Below are 19,378 nucleotides of genomic sequence, written 5' to 3'. Positions count from 1 at the left end.
CGAACTTGCGGCTCAAGTACCTCACCGCGCGCTCGTGCGCCTCGGCGCGGCTGTCCGCCACCGAGACGTTGGTCAGGATGATCGGCGGCCGCGGCGGTTGTCCCACGCCCTGCGCGATCTCCCGGTAGCGCCGGATGTCCTCGGCCGCCTTCGGCCACTCGTTCTGCATGATGACGAGGACGCCGAAGCCCAGCTTGGCCATGATCTCGGCCGACTCCGGGCTGACCGAGGAGGCGTAGATCCGGCGCTCCGGATGAGAGATCGGCCGGGGGCGAATGGACGTCCGCGGGATGGTGAAGAACTCGCCCTGCCACTCGAAGACGTCCTGGCTCAGCGCGCGGACCACGATCTGCGCGGTCTCCACGAAACGGGCGCGGGCTTCCTCCATGGGGATGCGGAACCCGGCGTACTCGACGCTCGCGGCGCCCCGGCCGAAGCCGAGCAGCACGCGGCCGCCCGACAGGATGTCGAGGAGCGCGATCTCCTCGGCGACCCGCACCGGGTCGTGCCACGGTAGCACGATCACCGCGGTGCCGAGGATGACGCGCCGGGTGCGGCCCGCGAAATAGCTGAGGAGCTGGGTCGGCGACGGCGACATGGCGTAGCCGGTGAAGTGGTGCTCCAGCGCGAAGAGCGAATCGAACCCCAGGGGCTCGGCGAGATCGCCCAGCGCGAGATGATCGGCGAGCACCGCGGCGTCCGGCCGCCCTTCCTGGGTCAGCATGTTCAGGGCGACTCCGACCTTCATCGTTTGTGCCTCCGGGGAGCGTCCGCTCAGGCCACGTCGCGCTGGCGCGTGGCCACCGCGTCGCGCTGGTCTGACGAATTGTAGTTGGCGTCGTACCACCAGTCGAGATAGGCCGCGTAGGTGACGGGCGGATAGCGCGCCGGGTTGCCCGGCCCCTGGCACGTGGGCAGGCACGCGATCTCGGTGTCCAGATGCGGTCCCATGAAGTAGGGAATCGCGTAGCGTGGACGGCTTACCGGCGGCAGCGCGCGGTGCGGGGTGGACTTGAACCGGCCGTTCGTCCACCGCTGCATCATGTCGCCCGAGTTCACCGCGAAGGAGCCGGGCACGTACGGCACGTCCACCCACGCGCCGTCCGGCATGCGCACCTGCAGCCCGGGCACCTCGCTCTGGGCCAGGAACGTCATGAAGTTGGAATCGGTGTGGGGCGCGATGCCGAACTGGTTCGGCTCGGCCGACACCGGCGGATAGTGGGTCAGCCGGAAGCTGAACTGAGTCTCCGCGAAGGCGGCGTCGAAGGTCTCGGCGGGCAGATCGAGGGCCAGCCCGCAGAGGGGCAGGAGCGCCCGGCCGAGCGCGTCCACCGCCTCGGTGTAGGCCAGCACCGTCTCCCGAAAGCCGGGCAGCGCCGCGGGCCACTGATTGGGTCCCGCGAAGCGGCGTCCCGCCCGTACCAGCGGATCGTCCGGGGTCCGCTCCCGCTTCACGAAGAACGCCTCGTTCAGGTCCGGCTGGTCGTTGGCGTTGACGTCCGAGGTCCACACCGCGTAGCGCCCGAGCATCATGTAGCCGTTGTTGTGCTCGTTCATGCGCAGCGCGAGCTTGGCCTCCATCGGCTGTGCGTGGAAGCGGCGGGCCTCCGCGAAGGTGGCGTCGATCAGGGCCGGGGGAACGCGGTGGTTCACGATCACGAAGAAGCCGACCTCGTGCAGGGCGCGTCCCAGCTCGGTCGCGGTGGCGGCCCGGGCCCCCGGGCGGCCCGCCAGGTACGGCTCGAGGTCGATGATCGGGATCATGTCGGCTGCGATCAGGTCGTCGATCGGGCGCCGCCGTTCCGCAGCAGCGCGCCTGGCAGCGGGCCGTCCGGGGCCACCGCGTCGCGGCCGGCGCGTCGCACGATGGTGCCGTTGACGATCACCGCCTCGATCCCGCTGGCGTCGGCGACCAGCCGGTCCGCCCCGGCGGGAAGGTCGTGCACGCGGCGCAGCTTGCTGGCACCCACCGTCGCCGGGTCGAAGACCACGACGTCGGCGGCCAGCCCGGTGGCGAGCCGGCCCCGGTCGGTGATGCCGAACACCTCGGCCGGGCGCGAGGTGAGCATGCGAATCGCCTCGGGCAGCGCGATGGCCTGCTTCTCCCGCACCCAGCGGCTCAGCAGGTAGGTCGAGAAGCACGCGTCGCAGAGCTGGCTGGCGTGGGCGCCCGCGTCGGAGAGCCCCAGCACCGTGTCGGGCTCGGTGAGCAGCTCGATCACCTCGGCCTCGTCGTGGTTGAAGACGGCCATGCGGAACCGCGCGTCGAGGTTGGTGGCGAGGGCCATGTCCAGGACCAGGTCGGTCGGGTCCACGCCGCGCTCCGCCGCCACCTCCGACACCAGGCGCTCCTCGAGCGAGGGATCGGGCGGGTACCACGAGATCCACGTCCGCGCCCAGCTCAGCCCGGCGAACACCGCGCCCTTCTTCGGGCGGTCGAAGCTCTCCTTGAACGCGCGCCGGAAATCGGGATCGCCGTAGAGGCGGACCTTGCCGGCATGGTCGGCGACCGAGATCGGCTTGAACACCGACATGCTCTCGAAGATGAACGGCTCCTTGAGCTGGAACTCGAAGTTCAGGGTGCGGCACGTGACCTGCGGCACCACCTGGAGGCCCTGCTTGACCAGTGCCCGGGATTTCTCGAGCAGCTCGCGGTGGGAGCCGGGCCCCATCATGCCGGCCAGCAGCGCGGTCCAGGTGACGGGCCGGCCGGTGGCCCGGGCGAGCGTCTCGAACTCCTTGAAGAAGAGCTCGCGGCCCACGGTGGCCTGGAGAATGCCGCGGCCCGCCTCGCCGAGGGCGCCGGCCAGCGCCTCGACCTCGGCGAAGGCGGCCGCGCGGCTCGGCACCGGCTTGCCGGCGTAGCCGATGTGGGTCGACGCTTTCGAGGTCGCGAAGCCGATGGCGCCCGCGTCGATGGCCTCGCGCACGATGGCCCGCATCCGCGCGATCTCGTCCGGAGTCGCGGGGCGCTCGGTCGCGTCCTCCCCCATGACGTAGAGCCGCAGCGGGGTGTGGCCGAGGAGGACCGCGACGTTGAGCGCGGTGCCGCGCCGCTCGACCGCGTCGAGGTACTCGGGGAACGTCTCGAACGGCCACGCCTGGCCGAGCCCCGCCTCCAGGGCGTCGAGGCTCATGCCCTCGACCTTCTCGAGCGTGCGCATGATGAGCCCGCGGTGGTCGGGCCGCGTCGGCGCGACGCCGAAGCCGCAGTTGCCCATCACCACCGTGGTCACGCCGTGCCAGGGCGAGATCGTGAGCATGCGATCCCACATCACCTGCGCGTCGTAGTGGGTGTGGACGTCCACGAAGCCGGGCGCGACCACCAGCCCGCCCGCGTCCACCGTCTGCGCGGCGCGGCCCTTCACCTCGCCGAGAGCGGCGATCTGCCCTCCCCGGATCCCGACGTCGCCGCGCACGCCCGGACGGCCCGTGCCGTCGACGATGGTGCCGCCCCGGACGACGAGATCGAAGGCCATCGCTCAGGCCGCCGGGAGGCCGTACAGCTCGGCCACGTTGTCGTGGAGCACCCAGCGGAGCTCCTCCGGGGTGAGATGGGCCGCGTGCTTGGCCAGTAGCTCCTGCGAGCGCGGCCAGGTCGAATCGCTGTGCGGGAAGTCGTTGGCCCAGAGCAGCCGGCGCACGTTGCACAGGTCCTTGACCTGGAAGGCCACCCAGTCGTCCTGGAAGGTGGTGTAGACGTGCTCGCGGAAGTACTCGCTGGGCATCTTGGTGAGCGTCCCCGACGGCGGCAGCCAATAGCGATGCCGGTCGTAGGCGTGGTCCATGCGGTACATGAAGTGGGGCACCCAGCCCGCGTCGGCCTCCACGCACACGAGCCGCAGCCGCGGGTGACGCTCGAACACGCCGCCGAAGACGAACGCCCCGACCAGGTCCTGGCAGCCGCGGATGATGGACATGAACGCGTTGAGCTTCGGCCCGCGCGTCTTGAAGTTGTCCTGCTGGCTCGTGAGGATGTGGAAGGACAGTGGCAGCCCGAGGTCGATGGCCGCCTCGTAGAACGGCGCGTATACCGGGTCGTGATAGTCGGCCACCGCCGGGTTTCCCGGCAGCATGACCCCACGAAGGCCGAGCTCCCGGATACGGCGGAGGTCGCGAATGCCGTCTTCCACGGATCGCATCGCGGTCTGCCCGATGCCCAGGAGGCGGTCGGGGTGCGCTCCGCAGTACTCGGCGATCCACAGGTTGTAGGCGTCGAAGCAGGCCTGCTTGTAGTCGAAGTCGGGGTGGTTGCAGAGCATCATCCCGACGGTGGGGTAGATCACCTCGGCGCTGACGCCGTCGCGGGCCTGGTCGGCGAGCCGCGCCTGCGGATCCCAGCCGCCGCGGTGCAGGTCCTCGAAGCGGGCCCCGAACATCGTGAGCTCCTCGGCCGGCTTCCCGGCGGCCGCCACCAGGCCCATCGGGATGGGCTTGTCGAGTCCGTCGATGACGAACAGATCTCCGCGCTTGTCGTCGTGCACGAGGCGGGGGGCTCGGTCCTTGAAGCGTCGGTCGATCCGGGCCAGATACGTGTCGGGCGGCTCGGTGACGTGCGAATCGGCGGAGATGATGGGGATGGCGGCCGCGAGGCTCATGGGTTCCTCCCTGGGGCCCCGAGTGTGACGCCCGCGGGCAGGGAGGGCAAGCCGAAAACTAGCGCTCGCGATCTCCGCGCGGCTGACCGCCCTTGTCCTGACTGCGCTCGCCGCTTCGATCGTGACCGCGCTCGTTGCCGCCTCCACGCCGCGGTGATTCGCCGCGCGGACGCTCCGCTTGCGGCACCGGCGCGCCCTGCGCGCTCGGGGCGGGCGGCGCCGGGGGCGGCGCCTGGCGGCGCAGCGACGGCGTCGGTGACGGCACCGCGTCGCTGTGCGCGCCCGTGGAGCGCGGGCCGCGGGTGGCCGCGCCGCGATCGGGCGGCTGGCCACTGTCGGGTGCGGCCCGGCCGGGAGCGGTTGCCCCGCGCGGGGGCGGCGCGGTCGCCGCGGTCGGGGCCGGCGGAGTCGCCGCGCGCGCCGGCGCCGGCACGATGCGCGGCTTCGGTGGTGACGTCGCGGCCGGCGTCGCGGGCAGGCCCTGAGCGCGCAGCGTCGGCGCGGGGTCCTGGGGCGCGCGGGTGGCGACGACCGGGCGCGAGCGTGCCGCTTCGGGTGGCCGGGCGGCCGTGGCGGCTCCGCGCGCCGGCGCGAGGCTGGCCGCGACCGGCCGTACCTCGGGGGCGCCCGCCACCGGCGCGAGCCGGCGCGCTTCCGCATCCGCCACGCGGGTCGGGCGCGCGCTGCCCTGGCCGAAGCGCTCCGCGGGCACGCCCACCACCGCGTTGGTCACGGTGACATTGCGATACGTGGTGATGTGGGTGACGTTGACCGTGGTCGTGCGGTTGACCACGACGTTGTTGACCACGCGCGGGCCGCCCCAGCCGCCCCACCACGCCACGCCCACCACGCGCGGCGGTCCCCACCAGCGAATGACCGGCTCGCCCCATCCGAGCGGCGCCCAGTAGAGCGGCCGGCCCACGACGACCGGGCCGCCCAGGAACACGACGAGCGCCGGCGAGTAGGCGGGCCGCACGATGACCGGCCCGGGCGCCCACGCCCATTCGGGGCCGAGGTGGACCCAGCGTCCGTAGTGATACGGCGCCCAGCCCCACGGCGCGTCGTCGAGCCACGTCCAGCCGAAGCGCGGATCCCAGATCCAGCGGCCGGTGGTGTAGGGCGACCATCCCGCCGGCACACCCGCGGGCACCCAGACGCTGCCGTACGTCTCCACCGTGCGCCACGTGCCGCTCCGGTCGAGAGCCTCGGCGCCGTAGACGCCCGGGGAGAGGTGCCGGGCGCTGGCCGGCTGGACGAGATAGTCGCTGCGCTGGTAGTTCCAGCGATCCCACGTGCTGAGCGGTGCCGCGACCGTCATCTCCACGCGCGGCGCGGCCGCCTCGTCGGTGCCGCCGCTGGCAATCGTCGCCTGCTGGTTGCCGGCCACCGGCTGGGCGGTGCCGCCCGACGGCGTCATCGTCGCGATCCCGCCGCGGTGCGTGCGGAACGTCGTCGCGTCGGTGCCGACCTCGGCGTGGTAGTAGCCGGCGCGGTCCATGGTGAACGCGGCGCCCGGAGTGTCCAGCTCCACCGCGTGGCCGGACGGGAGCTCGCGCAGGTCCACCGATACGTAACCCGAGGTCGCGCGCAGCTGCACGAAGTCGGGCTCCTGGTTGTCGAGACCCAGCTGCGCGCCGTACGCGGCGCGCGCGAAGGCGCGAGGCCCGATCTGGACCTCCACGTTGCCGGCCGGTCCCGCATAGAGGACGTCGCCGGGGGCCAGCGGCATGTTGAGGGTGGCCGGCACCCAGTCGTGGGCGCCGGGCCGCCAGAACGAGACCTCGCCGTGCAGATAGCTGATCCGGGGCGGCGTCGCCTCGGGCGTCTCGGCTTGCGCATGGGCGTCGGCGGGGGCCGGCGCCGCCTCCGGAGCGGGCGGCGCGGGCGGCGGCGGAGCGGCCGGGGCGGGCGGCGCGGCCGTGCCCGCCAGGCCCGGCGCCGCACCGCCCAGCAGAAGCATCAACGCCAGCAATCCCGCGCAGATCCGTCGCATCGTCGGCATCGTAAAATCATCGTAGCAGATGGTATAGATTCCCTCCCGGCGATATCCTGGGAGGGCGGTAAACAAACGTGACGGCCCGCGCGTCAGAGTGAGGCGGAGATGAAAAAGCTCGCGTTGGCCCTGGTGCTGGTCCTCGCGGTCCTCGCGGTCACGGCCACGCCCGGGTACACGGGTGGTCGCTGGCACGGCGGCGTCTTCGTGGGTGTTGGCCCCTACTGGGGCTGGGGATATCCGTGGTACTACCCGCCGCCGTACTACTACTACCCGCCGCCGACCGTGGTGGTGCAGCCGCCGCCGGTCTACGTCGAGCGTCCGCCGGCTCCCGCCGACAATCCGCCGCCGGCGCCGCCCGCACCTCCCGCGGCCACCGCCTACTGGTACTACTGCCCGAGCGCGAAGGCCTACTATCCGAGCGTGCCGTCCTGCGCCGAGGAGTGGGTGAAGGTCCCGGAGCGGCGGTAATGACGCGTGCCCTGCCGTCTCGCGGTGTCGTCGCGGCCGCGCTCGTCATCGCGCTGGCGGTGAGCGGCTGCGCGACCATCCCGAGCGGGCCGAGCGTCATGGTGCTCCCCGGCAGCAGCAAGAACTTCGAGCAGTTCCAGATGGACGACGGCCTCTGCCGTCAGTGGGCGGGGCAGCAGACCGGAACGACCAACGATCAGGCGGCGGCGGGCAGCACCGTGCAGGGCGCTGCGATCGGCACGCTGATCGGCGCTGCCGCGGGCGCCGCCCTCGGAGCGGCCGCCGGCAACCCGGCCCTCGGTGCCGCCGCCGGCGCGGGCGCGGGGCTCCTGGGGGGCAGCGCGGTGGGCGCCAGCCGTGGCGACGCCTATGCGGGGTCGCTCCAGGGCCGCTACGATCAGGCGTACGTGCAGTGCATGTACGCCAAGGGCAACCAGGTGCCGGTGGCCCGCGGCTCGCAAGCGCAACAGCCGACGTATTCGCCTCCGCCACCACCGCCGCCTCCGCCGCCGGCTGCCACGACGGTTCCCCCCGGGACGCCTCCGCCTCCGCCAGGTCCGCCGCCGCCTCCGCCGCCGTCTCGATAATCGGCGGCCCGGACCATCGCGTCGCGTCGCGGCTGATCACATCGCGGCCGGCCGCTGAGCACGCCGGTCGGCTTCCGCTGGTGCTGGCCTGCCGTCGCGTAATCGGCTAGCATCCTCTCGCCATGTCCCGGGACGAGCTGAAGCGGCAGGTCTTCGCGGCCATCGATCGTCGGGCCGGGGAGATCGTCGGCATCGGTGAGCGGATCCGGAAGCAGCCGGAGATGGGGTTCAAGGAAGTGAAGACGGCCGGGCTCGTGCAGGAGACGCTCGGCCGGCTGGGGCTCACGCCCAGAACGGGCCTCGCGATGACCGGGGTCCGAGCCGACGCATCCGGTCGCGGCGGTGCCGGGCCCACCTTCGCGATCATCGGCGAGCTGGACGGGTTGCGCGTCACCGGGCATCCCGAGGCCGATCCCCGGACCGGCGCCGCGCATGCCTGCGGCCACAACGCGCAGATTGCGGGCATGCTGGGCGCCGCGATGGGCCTGCTCGAGTCGGGCGCGCTCGATCATCTCACCGGCACGCTCGCGTTCTTCGCGGTGCCCGCCGAGGAGGGCGGCGACATCGAGTGGCGGCAGGGGCAGATCGCGGCGGGCCGGCTCGAGTTCCCGTGCGGCAAGCAGGAGCTGATGCGGCTCGGCCACTTCGACGACGTGGACCTGGCCATGATGATCCACACCAACTGGCGCGCCGACGACGGCAAGGCGGGCGTGCCCGCCTCCAACAACGGCCGCGTCGGCAAGACCGCCCGCTTCATCGGGCGCGCCGCGCACGCGGGCGGCGCGCCGCACCTGGGCGTCAACGCGCTCTACGCCGCGCAGATCGCCCTGACCGCCATCAACGCGGTCCGCGAGACCTTCCGCGACGAGGACTCGATCCGCGTGCACCCGATCCTCACCCACGGCGGCTCGCAGGTGAACGTGATCCCCGGCGAGGCGCGGCTCGAGATGTACGTGCGCGGCAAGACCGTCGAGGGCGTCGCCGACGCGAGCCGGCGGGTCGACCGCGCGCTGCGCGCGGGCGCGCTCGCGATGGGCGCGCAGGTGGAGATCGACACGCTGCCCGGGCCGATGCCGCTCCACTGCGACCGCACCATGGCCCGATTCTTCGAGGCCACCGCCCGCGGGCTGGTGGGCGACGCCCACTATCATGACATCCCGCATCGCTCCGGCTCCACCGACATGGGCGACCTGAGCCAGGTGATGCCGGTGCTGCATCCTTATATGGGCGGGGCGCGGGGCCCGGGCCACTCCGCCGACTTCGCCATCGTCGACCCCGACCTGGGCTACGTGCAGCCGGCCAAGGCCCTGGCCGCGATGGCGGTCGACCTGCTGGCCGACGGCGCCGCGGGGGCGCGCGAGGTGCTGGCGGGCCCGAGGCCGGCCATGACCCGCGAGGGCTACCTCGCCTTTCAGCGCGGCATCACCCGCCGCGAGCGCTACGACGGAGGAGATCCGACATGAGCCAGATCTTCAAGATCCTGAGCCACGTGAGCGTCACCGTCACCGACGTCGCCAAGGCCCGCGACTTCTATACCGGGGTGCTCGGCTTCCCCGAGATCCCGCGCCCGGCCTTCGACTTCCCGGGGATCTGGTACAGCCTGGGCGGCGACCTCCAGCTGCACATCATCCTGAACGACCAGCTCGTGCGCGACGCGGCCGAGCGCGAGAAGATCGTGGCTCGCTACCCGCACTTCGCCCTCTGGACCGACGATGCCGACGCCACCGCGAAGCGCATCGAGGAGCGTGGCCTCACGTGCCGCGACGTGATCTCGGGACCCACCGGCCTGCGCCAGCTCTTCGTGAAGGATCCGGACGGCAACATGATCGAGTTCCTCGGCCCCAGCACCCGCGCGGCCGAGCGCCGCATGGAGACGAGCCCGTCGCGATGAAGTTCGGCGTCAACTTGATCAGCTTCGGGCCGGGCGCCAGCCCGGAGTCGCTGTCGCGCTGGGCCGCCTTCGCCGAGAACATCGGCTATCACTTCATGATGCTGGGCGATCACGTGGCGATCACGCCCGACGTGCAGGGGCGCTACCCGGCACCCTTCTACGATCCGTTCACCACGCTCGGCTGGCTGGCCGGCATGACCCGCCGGGTGGAGCTGGGCTTCACGGTGATCGTGCTGCCCTACCGGCATCCGCTCGAGACCGCGCGGATGGCCGCGAACCTGGACCGGCTGAGCGGCGGCCGCCTCATCTTCGGCATCGGGGTCGGCTGGGCCCGCCAGGAGTTCGAGGTCCTCGGCCTGCCCTTCGAGCGGCGCGGCGCGATGACCGACGACTACGTGGGCGCGCTCAAGGCGGCGTGGACGCAGGACGTGGCCAGCTACCAGGGCCGTTTCGTGTCGTTCAAGGACGTCTACACCGCGCCGCGCCCGCTCCGGAAGCCGCACCCGCCGATCTGGGTGGGCGGCAGCAGCGACGCGGCGCTCCGTCGCACCGTCCGGCACGGCGATGCCTGGCATCCCATCCGCAGCCGCATCGCCTACCTGCGCGACGAGGGCATGCCGAAGCTCCGCGCGATCGCCGACCAGGAGGGCAAGCCCGTGCCCGCCCTCTGCCCGCGCATCCGCCTGCGCATCACCGACCAGGCGATGCCCGAGGAGAGGCGGCTGGCCGGCGAAGGCACGCTCGACCAGGTGCGCCGCGACCTGGACGCCCTGCAGAAGCTGGGCGCCTCGTACGTCTGCCTCGACACCTTCGCCGACGACATCGAGGGCTCGCGCAACCACGAAGCGGCGTGGCGCATGCTCGCGGGACTGGCCGAGCGCGCGCTCGATCTCGATCGGCAGTCTCTTCGCTGAGCGCGCCGATGGACGCGGTCGATTTCTGGCTGCTCCGCTACGAGACCCTCCACGGCTTCCTGGTCGACGACCTGACCGATACGCTGACCGAGGCCCACCTCCGCGGCCGTCCGGTGCCCGGCGTCAACCCCGTAGCGTGGCTGCTGTGGCACGCGATGCGGATCGAGGACGTCTGCGTCAACCGCTTCCTGGCCGACCGGCCCCAGGTGCTCGACGCGGGCTGGCTCGACCGCCTGGCGGTCGCGCGGCGTGACGTCGGCACCGGCATGACCGACGCGCAGGTGGACGACTTCTCCGCGCGGATCGACCTCGACGGCCTCCGCGGCTACTGCCGTGCGGTGACGCGGACCACCCTGGACCGCGTCCCCATGCTGCGCGCGACCGATCTCGAGACGATCGTGCCGGCCGATCGGGTCGAGCGCGTGTGCACGTCCGAAGGAGCGGTGGATCCGTCCGCCGCGTGGCTCACCGAGTTCTGGGCCGGCGGCCGCAGCCGGGGCTGGGTGCTGCTGCAGACGTCGCTGCTGCACGTCTACGGGCACTATTTCGAGGGGCTCACCGTGAAGGGCCTCTGGGGCGCGCGCAGCCGCTGAGGCGCCGGCTCAGAGCTTCGCCATCACCTCGTCGGCGAAGAGGCGCAGCACCTGCTCGCGCGGCACGAACGCCTGCCCCGGCACCTGGGGCAGCAGGATGATCCGCCCGATCCCGGGCACTGCCATCACCCGCCGCACCTGCTCGCGCACCTCGTCGGGGCTGCCCGCGAGGGCCATCAGATCCACGAAGCGGTCGCTGACCAGCAGCCGGTGCTGCGAGCCCGCGCTGGCGTGCTGGTAGGAGTCGTAGGCCGCGCGCACCCGGTCGATCACCGCTTGATCCTCCGCGCTCCACGTGACGGGAAACGCGTGGCGCAGCGCGGAGGCGACGCGCCCGCGCACGTGATCGCGGGCGAGCGCGCGGTCGCGGTCGATCGAGGTCGGCGCCCAGATCGCCACGTCGAGATCGGTCGGTGTGCGCCCGGCGGCGCGTGCGCCGGATGCCACGCACCCGAGCGCCGCCTCGAGCAGCCAGGGCGCCACTCCCGAGTACATGATCGCGCCGTCGCCCAGCCGCCCCGCCGTGTCCAGCATGCGCGGGCCGGAGCCGGCCAGGTAGAGGGGGACGTGGACCGGACCGGCGAGCCAGGCCAGTCGCGCCTCCGCGCCCGTGTCGAGGCGCATGGACCCGCCCCCGAGCAGCGCCTTCAGCGAGCGGGCCATGGACTCGAGCGTGGCGATGCGCGCCACCTTCGCCACGGACAGGCCCATCGTCTCGGCCGCGCTGCCGCCGGTGCCGATCCCGAGCACGAGCCGCCGCGGCGCCAGCTCGTGCAGCGTGGCGATGGCGCTGGCCGTCACCGAGATGTGGCGGGTGTGGGGCACCGTGATGCCGGGTCCCAGCCGGATGCGCGAGGTCGCCGCGGCGCACGCGGTCAGGATGACCCACAGCTCCCGGCAGACCAGGTGGGTGTCGGCGATCCAGGCCGTGTCGAAGCCGAGCGACTCGGCCAGACGGACCTGCTCGACGATGACGGGCAGGGGCTGGCTCGCGAGGATGCCGATGTCGAACTTCATGGCGCGGCCGAGAATCCGCCGGAAGCGCGCCGGCGTCAAGGAGTATCCTGAGGGCCACCATGGCCACCGACTTCGACGTGGCGGTGATCGGCGGCGGGCCCGGCGGCTCCAGCGCCGCGACCGCGCTGGCCCGGCGGGGACGCCGCGTGCTCCTGCTGGAGCGCGACCGCTTTCCGCGCTTCCACATCGGCGAGTCGCAGCTGCCGTGGATCAACGGCGTGCTCGACGAGCTGGGGGCGCACGAGGCGGTGGCCAAGGCCGGCTTCGTGGAGAAGTGGGGCGCCAGCTTCTGGGAGATCGACGGCAGCCCCGCCGCCTACGTGGACTTCACCGCCGCGTGGGAGACGCCCATGCCGCAGACCTACCAGGTCCCCCGCGCCCGGTTCGACGAGGTGCTGCTCCGTCACGCCGAGCGGTGCGGCGTGGTCGTGCGCGAGGGCCATCGGGCGCTCGACGCGGCCTTCGAGCCCGACGGCGTGACCCTTCGTTACGCCTCGTCCGACGGCGTCGAGCAGACCGCGCGGGTCGCCATCGTGGTGGACGCCTCCGGGCGCGCCGGCTTCCTGTCCCGCAAGGTCGGCGGGTACGACACCGATCCGCTGCTGCAGCACGTCGCCGTCCACGCCCAGTACGAGGGCATCCCGCGCCCCGACGGCCGCGCCGCCGGCGACATCCGCGTGCTGACCCGCACCGACGTCGGCTGGATCTGGCTGATCCCGATCTCGGAGACCGTCACCAGCGTGGGAGCGGTGGTGCCGCAGGCGCTCCACCGTCGGGAGTCGAAGGCCACGCCGGACGAGAGCCTGGACCACTACCTGGCCAGCACACCCGCCGCGCCCGGGCTGCTGAAGGATGCGCGGCGGGTCTCGCCCTCCCGGTACGACGCGGACTACTCGTATCTCGCGCGCACGATCGCGGGCGACCGCTGGGTGGCGGTGGGCGACGCCAGCTGCTTCCTCGACCCGATCTTCTCGACCGGCGTGCTGATGGCCATGCAGGGGGGCCTCGAGGCCGGCGAGGCCATCGACGCGGGGCTGCGCGCCGGCGATCTCTCTGCGCGCCGCTTCGCCGACTACGAGCGCATCGTTCGGCGGCGGTATCACTACTTCCGGCGCTTCGTGGTGGGCTTCTACGATCCGTACTTCCGCCGGCTGCTCTTCCGGCGCTCGCGCCGGTTCGGCCTCTACGAGGCGGTGCTCTCGGCCCTGGCCGGCAACTGGCGTCCCTCGCTGGGGACGCGCCTGCGCATCCAGATCTTCTTCGCGATCGTCGAGCTGAAGCGGCGGCTGCGCGTCGCCCCGCCCCAGGACGCGGGGGTCTGGCGCCAGTAGACGCTCGCTCGCGGCGGCCGGCTTCGGCGCCAGGTCCGGCCCGCGAAGCGCTGGCCCTCAGGTGCGCGGGCTGGGCGACGGCTCCTCGAGCTGGAAGTAGCGCCGCGAGGCGTCGGCCTGGTTCTCGTAGATCGAGCCCTGGTGCCGCGCCGGCGGCAGCGGCATCCGCACCGGGGCCGCCGTCACCCGCGCCTCGACGGTGGGCTCGCCCGTGATCAGACGCCCGTCGAAGTCGGCCAGGTCGGACACTCCCATCAGCGGCCACGCATCCGCGGCGCCATACTCGTAGAGCAGCAGCGTGCGGGGCAGGCTCGAGACGTTCTGGGCCGAGCCGTGCACGAGCCGCACGTGGTGGAAGCTCATGGCGCCCGCCCGTCCGGTCAGCGGCACCGCCCGGGCGATCAGGTCACGGATCGCCGCGGGATCGATGGCCCCGCAGAAGTAGCCGTCGGCGTGGTGATCGAACGTGGGGCCGCGGTGGCTGCCCGGCACCACCAGGAGCGGGCCGTTGTCGCTCGTGCAATCGTCGAGCATCACGCCCACCGCGAGCAGGTCGTCGTTGGTGTGCGGATAGAACGCCCAGTCCTGGTGCCACTCCACCGGCGATCCGTAGCGCGGCGACTTGAGATTGATCTTGGAGCCGTGCAGCCGCACCGCGGACCCGAGCAGATCACCGAGGATCGCCACCAGGGTCGGATGCCGCATCAGCCGCTCGAAGAGCGGGAAGAAGCGATGCGGCGTCTTCACGCGGCGCACGCGCGGGTCGTCCGCGCGGTGCCCGGGCTCGAGGTCGTACATGTCGGTGTGCGTGGTCACCGCCCGCGCGCCCTCGAGAATGCGCGCCATCTCGGCGCGAACCGTCGCGAGGGTGGGCGCGTCGAGCACGTCGGGGACGACGAGGTAACCCTGGTCACGATAGCGGGCGATGTGCGCGGGCGAGAGCATGCGAAGAGGGTAGCACGGGCACGGAATGCTTGACAGAGCCCCGACGGTGACCGACAGTCGAAGCCGCGTCCGGATCAACGACGGTCAAGGGGGACACACCATGCTCGATCAGCGCATCAGCCGCCGCTCACTTCTCGCCGGGGCCGTCGGCAGCACCGCCCTGCTGACGTTGCCGCGGCCGGCCGCGCCCGCCGTGAAGAAGGGCACGAGCCTCCGCCTCTGGATCCTCAAGACGTACGTGGAGCCCACCAACAAGGCCATCGAGGCGAGCACCCAGCGCTGGGCGCAGAAGAACGGGGCGAGCGTCACCGTCGAGTACTTCACGTTCGAGGATATGCAGACGAAGTACGTGGCGGCCATCGAGAGCAACAGCACGCCGGACATCGGCCAGCTCGAGACCAGCGCGCCCGCGCGCTTCGCGGGCATGGGCCAGCTCGTCGACCTCACCACCTTCGCGCGGCAGATCGAGGGGCAGGTGGGCAAGGCGCCCGCCAACGTGTCGGCGGTCACCATGGTCGGCGACAAGGTGTACTCGCTGCCGTGGTACGTGATGGGCGGCTTCTGGTACGTGTGGCGCGACGTGTTCGAGAAGGCGAAGGTGAAGCTGCCCGGCACCTTCGAGGAGGTCAAGCAGGCCGCCGCCGCGCTGAACCGGCCCAAGGACAACTTCTACGGCATGGGTCAGAGCTGGAACCGCACCTCCGACGGCTACGGGGTGATGCAGAGCCTGATGTATTCCCACGGCGTGGGCTGGGCCGGCAAGGACGGCAAGTACAAGTCGATCAAGACCCCGGGCATGCAGACGGTGATGAAGTGGGCGACCGACATCTACAAGGACGGCATCCAGCCCGCCGACACGCTGACCTGGACCGGCTCCGGCAACAACGAGAACTTCATCGCCAAGAACATCGCGCAGACCTCCAACGGGCCCAGCATCACCTTCGCGCTCGAGAACGCGCTCGCCAAGGCCACCGACGCGAAGGACCGCAAGGTCAAGGAGGAGGCGCTGGCCAACCACGTGGCGCTCCCGCACCCGGCGGGGCCGGACGGCCGGCGCATGTGGGCCATCGCGATGAGCTTCGGCATCTTCAAGAGCAGCAAGGACCCGGAGGCGGCCATGAGCCTGATCGCCCATTTGCTCTCCCCGGAGGAGACGGTGGCGGTCATGAAGGACTCCTACGGCCAGTTCGGCCCGGTGCTGGACAAGGCGCGCGCGGCCTCCAAGGACTACTTCAACAAGAACGACAACTACCGCACGTTCGGCCGCGCCGCCGAGTGGTTCGCGCCGACCGGCTGGCCCGGCCCCACCACCGCGCCCGCCGCCGAGGTGCAGGCCAGCAACGTGCTGACCGACGCGCCGGCCAAGGTGATCGTGGACAAGTGGTCGGTGGACCAGGCCATCGAGTGGGAGGACAAGAAGATCAAGGAAATCTACGACACCCTGAAGGGGTGAGGTGGCCCTTCCCTCCGCCGTCCGCATTCCCGTGATGCGGCCGCGCGCCTCCCTCTGGAGGCGCGCCCGCGTCCGGGAAGCGGCGACGGCGCTCCTGTTCCTCCTGCCGCTGCTGGTGCTGGTGGTGGCTCTCATCTTCTATCCGGTGTACCGGGCGGTGTGGCTCTCACTCACCGACAAGCTGGTCGGCTACCCGGAGCGCTTCGTCGGCCTCCGCAACTATGTCTACCTCGCCCAGGACGACGCCTTCCACGCGGTCATCCGCAACAGCTTCGTGTTCACGGTGGGCTCGGTGGGGCTGAAGGTGATCACCGGGGTGCTGATGGCGCTGGTGCTCAACAACGTGATCCGCGGCCGCAACTTCTTTCGCGGGCTCTTCCTGCTGCCGTGGATCACCTCGACCGTGATCATTGCGCTTACCTGGCGCTGGATGTTCGACGCCTTCCCGGGCCGCGGCTTCTTCAACAGCGTGCTCTTGGACCTGGGGCTCATGAGCCGGCCGGTGGCGTTCATGGCCACCCCGGAAGGGGCCATGATGGCGGTGATCGTCGCCAACTGGTGGCGCGGCTTCCCGTTCTTCGGGGTGTCGTTCCTCGCGGGCATGCAGTCGATCCCGCGCGAGCTGTACGAGGCGGCCTCGGTGGACGGCGCCTCGACGTGGCGGCGCTTCTGGCACGTCACGCTGCCCGGGCTGAAGCACGTGATGATCGTCACCACGCTGCTGAGCTTCATCCTCACCATCAACGACTTCAACATCATCTACGTGATGACCCGGGGCGGACCGGGCACCGCGACCCAGATCTTCGCGACCTACTCGTACCAGGTCGCGTTCAACCAGCTACGCTGGGGCCGCGGGGTCACCATCTGCCTCTTCGTCGTCCCGATCCTCGTGATCGGCATCGTCCTGATCAGCCGCTATCTCCTCCGCGACCGGAAGTAGCGGCGAACGACACATGGCCACGAACGCGCTGAACGAGGCGGTGGGGGGGCATGGGGGAGGAGCGCCGCCGCTCCCCCCCATTCAGAACAAGAAGCGCCGGCTGAAAGCCCTCACCGCGGCGGGCATGCTCCTGTTCCTGCTCGTCATCCTGGTGCCGTTCTGGTGGATCGCCAGCATGTCGTTCAAGACCTACGAGCAGATCCAGTTCGCCACCAGCATCTACGTGCCGAGCCCCTTCACCTGGGAGAACTACACCGGTCTCTGGACCGACACCCGGTTCCCCCTCTGGCTGCGCAACAGCATCGTCACCGCGCTAGTGGTGACCGCGACCACCACCGTGATCGCCAGCCTCGCCGGCTACGCGGTGGCGCGGCTCCGCTTCCCGGGCCGCGAGTCGGTGGCGAGCCTCATCCTCATCCTGTACCTCATTCCGCCCGCCCTGCTGTTCATCCCGCTCTACCGGGTGCTGACCGAGCTGGGCGCCACCAACCATCTCTCGTCGCTGTTCCTCTCGTATCCGACCTTCACGGTGCCGTTCTGCACCTGGCTGCTGATCGGCTTCTTCAAGGCGCTGCCCGACGAGCTGGAAGAAGCGGCCCTGATCGACGGCGCCGGCCGCATCACCGCGTTCCTGCGCGTGCTGCTACCCCTGGCCGCGCCGGGACTGGTGGCCTCGGCCATCTTCGCGTTCACCCTGTCCTGGAACGAGTTCCTCTACGCGCTCGTCTTCATCCAGGACGAGAAGGCCATCACGGTGCCGGTCGGACTCAACCTGCTCATCTACGGCGACGTCTTCCACTGGGGTCAGCTCATGGCCGCCTCCGTGATCACCACCATTCCGGTGGTCGCCCTCTATGTCTTCATCCACCGCTGGATGGTGGAGGGGCTGGTCGCGGGCTCGGTGAAGGGCTGATCCTCAGCGGGTCTTGCCGCCCCGCTTGAGTTGGCCGCGCGCCCGCGGCTAGAATCGGCCACCAGGAGGCGCGCATGGCGATCGGCACCAGCTCGCTGACGATCACTCCCGCTCACCCCGCGTTCGCGGCCGAGGTCTCCGGCGTCGACCTCACCCGACCGCTCGACGACGCCACCTTCGATCGCATCGCGCTGGCCTTCGACGACTACTCGGTGCTGGTCTTCCACGGCCAAAGCTTGAGCGACGAGCAGCAGATGGCGTTCAGCGAGCGGTGGGGCCCGCTCGAGACCACCGTGCGGACGCTCGGCGGGGAGGACCGCCTGGGCGCCCACATCGTGGATCTCTCGAACACCGACGCCCAGGGCAAGCTGATGGGATGGGACGATCGCCGGATGCTGTACCAATCCGGCAATCAGCTCTGGCACAGCGACAGCTCGTTCAAGCCGGTGCCCGCGCATTCCTCCGCGCTGTCGGCCCGGGTCATCCCGCCCGAAGGCGGCGAGACCGAGTTCGCCAGCATGCGGGTGGCCTACGAGAGCCTACCGGAAGACCTGCGGCGTCAGGTCGACGGAAAGATCGTCGTCCACAGCTTCGGCTTCTCGCGGAGCCTGATCGACCCCGGCATCGGCACCGAGATCGGCCGCGACTATCCGCCGGTGCGCCACGCGCTGGTACGCGCCAACCCGCGCAATGGCCGCCAGGCGCTCTACATCGGCTCGCACGCCTGGTATATCGAGGGGCTCGGCCTGGACGAGAGCCGCATGCTCATCCTGAAGCTGCTGGAGCACACGGTGCGGCCCGACCGCGTCTACCGGCACCGCTGGCAGGTGGGCGACCTCGTGATGTGGGACAACCGCTGCGTGCTGCATCGCGGCCGGCTCTGGGACAGCGCCCGCCACCAGCGCGTCATGCATCGCACCACGGTGGCCGGCGACGCCCCCACCGCGGATCCCGCGTATCTCTAGATGGGGTCAGGTCTTGCATTCCGACATTTGTCGGAATGCAAGACCTGACCCCGGTCGGCTAGCCAGTGGTCGCGGGCCGGTGGGTGCCGTCCTCCTCTGGCGCCATGCCCCGCGTCCCCGAGCCGGGCTGGGGGCCGCGATGCTGCCAGCGCTGGGCCAGCACCGCGCGCAGCTTCTCGCGCTGCTCCGGCGTCAGCACCTGGCGGCTCTGCTCCATCGTGCGGATCTGCGCGATCTTGGCATCGGCACGCAGCTTCTCGATGTCGCGCACCTTGGCCTCGATCTTCCCCATGTCGCGGGCGCGGTTGGGATCGGCCGGGTCCGGCATCATCAGGGTGCCCAGATCCACCCGGGCCAGCTTGAGATCGGCCTCCCGCTTGATGGCGTCACGCCGAGCGTCGACGCCCAGCTTCCGCAGGCTGTCGACCTGCGTCGTGCTCAGTCCGAGCTCCTTCTGATGGCGCAGGGCCAGCCGGGCCAGCGAGAACCGGTGGGCTTTTCCGCGCCGGTGCCAGCCATGATGGCCGTGCATGCCGCGGCCGCCGTCCGGCCGCTGTCCCCACTGCGGATGCCCGCCCGGCGCCGGGGCGGGAGTGGCTTGAGCCAGCTGCGTGTCGGCGGGCGGCTCGGCGGCCGCCGGCAATGTCAGTCCGAGAGCCAGCGCCAACCCTCCGAATGTGCTGCGGGTCAGCAAGGTGCCTGCCTTCATGTGTCGATCCTCCTTGACGTGTTGAGCGCGGGGCCCGAGGCCCCGATCGGTTCCGTGC

Annotated in this window: 19 protein-coding genes; 11 read left to right on the top strand and 8 right to left on the bottom strand. The window is 71.2% G+C overall.

Going from position 1 to position 19,378, the window contains the following annotated elements:
• The 5 genes from VKN16_28785 to VKN16_28765 form a co-directional block, all read right to left on the bottom strand.
• Positions 1-748 (bottom strand): LLM class flavin-dependent oxidoreductase (locus VKN16_28785; protein ID HME98222.1); only part of this gene is annotated, 748 nt, incomplete at its 3' end.
• Positions 749-774: 26 nt separating this feature from the next.
• Complete coding sequence (locus VKN16_28780; GenBank protein ID HME98221.1) at positions 775-1,764, bottom strand: 2-oxoglutarate and iron-dependent oxygenase domain-containing protein; 990 nt, start codon at positions 1,762-1,764, stop codon at positions 775-777.
• A gap of 11 nt (positions 1,765-1,775) precedes the next feature.
• The gene (locus tag VKN16_28775) at positions 1,776-3,479 is read right to left on the bottom strand and encodes a D-aminoacylase (GenBank protein HME98220.1); all 1,704 of its coding nucleotides are present in this window, start codon (positions 3,477-3,479) and stop codon (positions 1,776-1,778) included.
• A 3-nt stretch (positions 3,480-3,482) separates the two neighbouring features.
• Positions 3,483-4,598 (bottom strand): amidohydrolase family protein, encoded by a 1,116-nt coding sequence (locus VKN16_28770; GenBank protein ID HME98219.1) that lies wholly within the window; start codon positions 4,596-4,598, stop codon positions 3,483-3,485.
• A gap of 58 nt (positions 4,599-4,656) precedes the next feature.
• Positions 4,657-6,591, bottom strand: coding sequence for a DUF6600 domain-containing protein (locus tag VKN16_28765; protein ID HME98218.1), 1,935 nt, complete (start codon positions 6,589-6,591; stop codon positions 4,657-4,659).
• Positions 6,592-6,699: 108 nt separating this feature from the next.
• Between VKN16_28765 and VKN16_28760 the strand changes: the two genes are divergently transcribed.
• The 6 genes from VKN16_28760 (at position 6,700) to VKN16_28735 (ending at position 11,047) form a co-directional block, all read left to right on the top strand.
• A complete protein-coding gene (locus tag VKN16_28760) occupies positions 6,700-7,062 on the top strand; it encodes a hypothetical protein (GenBank protein ID HME98217.1) in 363 nt (120 codons plus the stop codon).
• Positions 7,062-7,649 (top strand): glycine zipper family protein, encoded by a 588-nt coding sequence (locus VKN16_28755; GenBank protein ID HME98216.1) that lies wholly within the window; start codon positions 7,062-7,064, stop codon positions 7,647-7,649. The genes VKN16_28760 and VKN16_28755 overlap by 1 nt, the downstream gene beginning before the upstream one ends.
• A gap of 122 nt (positions 7,650-7,771) precedes the next feature.
• Positions 7,772-9,112 carry an amidohydrolase gene (locus VKN16_28750; protein HME98215.1) on the top strand — a complete coding sequence of 447 codons (1,341 nt, stop codon included), beginning with the start codon at positions 7,772-7,774 and terminating at the stop codon, positions 9,110-9,112.
• Positions 9,109-9,540: a VOC family protein gene (locus VKN16_28745; protein HME98214.1), complete on the top strand. Its 432-nt coding sequence runs from the start codon at positions 9,109-9,111 to the stop codon at positions 9,538-9,540. Before VKN16_28750 ends, VKN16_28745 begins: the two co-directional genes overlap by 4 nt.
• Positions 9,537-10,454 (top strand): TIGR03619 family F420-dependent LLM class oxidoreductase, encoded by a 918-nt coding sequence (locus tag VKN16_28740; protein ID HME98213.1) that lies wholly within the window; start codon positions 9,537-9,539, stop codon positions 10,452-10,454. The genes VKN16_28745 and VKN16_28740 overlap by 4 nt, the downstream gene beginning before the upstream one ends.
• 8 nt (positions 10,455-10,462) lie before the next feature.
• Positions 10,463-11,047 carry a DinB family protein gene (locus VKN16_28735; GenBank protein HME98212.1) on the top strand — a complete coding sequence of 195 codons (585 nt, stop codon included), beginning with the start codon at positions 10,463-10,465 and terminating at the stop codon, positions 11,045-11,047.
• 9 nt (positions 11,048-11,056) lie between these two features.
• Here the strand turns inward: VKN16_28735 and VKN16_28730 are convergent, their stop codons facing one another.
• Positions 11,057-12,103: an LLM class flavin-dependent oxidoreductase gene (locus VKN16_28730; GenBank protein HME98211.1), complete on the bottom strand. Its 1,047-nt coding sequence runs from the start codon at positions 12,101-12,103 to the stop codon at positions 11,057-11,059.
• Between the two features lie 20 nt (positions 12,104-12,123).
• Here VKN16_28730 and VKN16_28725 point away from each other — a divergent pair, with 20 nt between their 5' ends.
• The gene (locus tag VKN16_28725; protein ID HME98210.1) at positions 12,124-13,395 is read left to right on the top strand and encodes an NAD(P)/FAD-dependent oxidoreductase; all 1,272 of its coding nucleotides are present in this window, start codon (positions 12,124-12,126) and stop codon (positions 13,393-13,395) included.
• Between the two features lie 57 nt (positions 13,396-13,452).
• Here the strand turns inward: VKN16_28725 and VKN16_28720 are convergent, their stop codons facing one another.
• Positions 13,453-14,340 (bottom strand): phytanoyl-CoA dioxygenase family protein, encoded by an 888-nt coding sequence (locus VKN16_28720; GenBank protein HME98209.1) that lies wholly within the window; start codon positions 14,338-14,340, stop codon positions 13,453-13,455.
• 100 nt (positions 14,341-14,440) lie between these two features.
• Between VKN16_28720 and VKN16_28715 the strand changes: the two genes are divergently transcribed.
• From VKN16_28715 to VKN16_28700, 4 genes are all read left to right on the top strand, one after another.
• Entirely contained in the window at positions 14,441-15,793 is a 1,353-nt protein-coding gene (locus tag VKN16_28715; GenBank protein ID HME98208.1) for an extracellular solute-binding protein, read from the top strand.
• A gap of 1 nt (position 15,794) precedes the next feature.
• On the top strand, positions 15,795-16,733 hold the full coding sequence (locus VKN16_28710; protein HME98207.1) for a sugar ABC transporter permease: 939 nt from the start codon (positions 15,795-15,797) through the stop codon (positions 16,731-16,733).
• 13 nt (positions 16,734-16,746) lie between these two features.
• Positions 16,747-17,646 (top strand): carbohydrate ABC transporter permease, encoded by a 900-nt coding sequence (locus VKN16_28705; GenBank protein ID HME98206.1) that lies wholly within the window; start codon positions 16,747-16,749, stop codon positions 17,644-17,646.
• A gap of 74 nt (positions 17,647-17,720) precedes the next feature.
• Positions 17,721-18,611, top strand: a complete 891-nt coding sequence (locus tag VKN16_28700; GenBank protein HME98205.1) for a TauD/TfdA family dioxygenase — start codon at positions 17,721-17,723, stop codon at positions 18,609-18,611.
• A 58-nt stretch (positions 18,612-18,669) separates the two neighbouring features.
• Here VKN16_28700 and VKN16_28695 read toward each other — a convergent pair whose 3' ends face one another.
• Positions 18,670-19,320: a hypothetical protein gene (locus VKN16_28695; GenBank protein ID HME98204.1), complete on the bottom strand. Its 651-nt coding sequence runs from the start codon at positions 19,318-19,320 to the stop codon at positions 18,670-18,672.
• Positions 19,321-19,378: the final 58 nt, after the last annotated feature.

The sequence above is a fragment of the Candidatus Methylomirabilota bacterium genome (assembly GCA_035315345.1).
GTDB lineage: Bacteria > Methylomirabilota > Methylomirabilia > Rokubacteriales > CSP1-6 > CAMLFJ01.
This window is presented reverse-complemented; position numbering and strand designations above follow the sequence as displayed.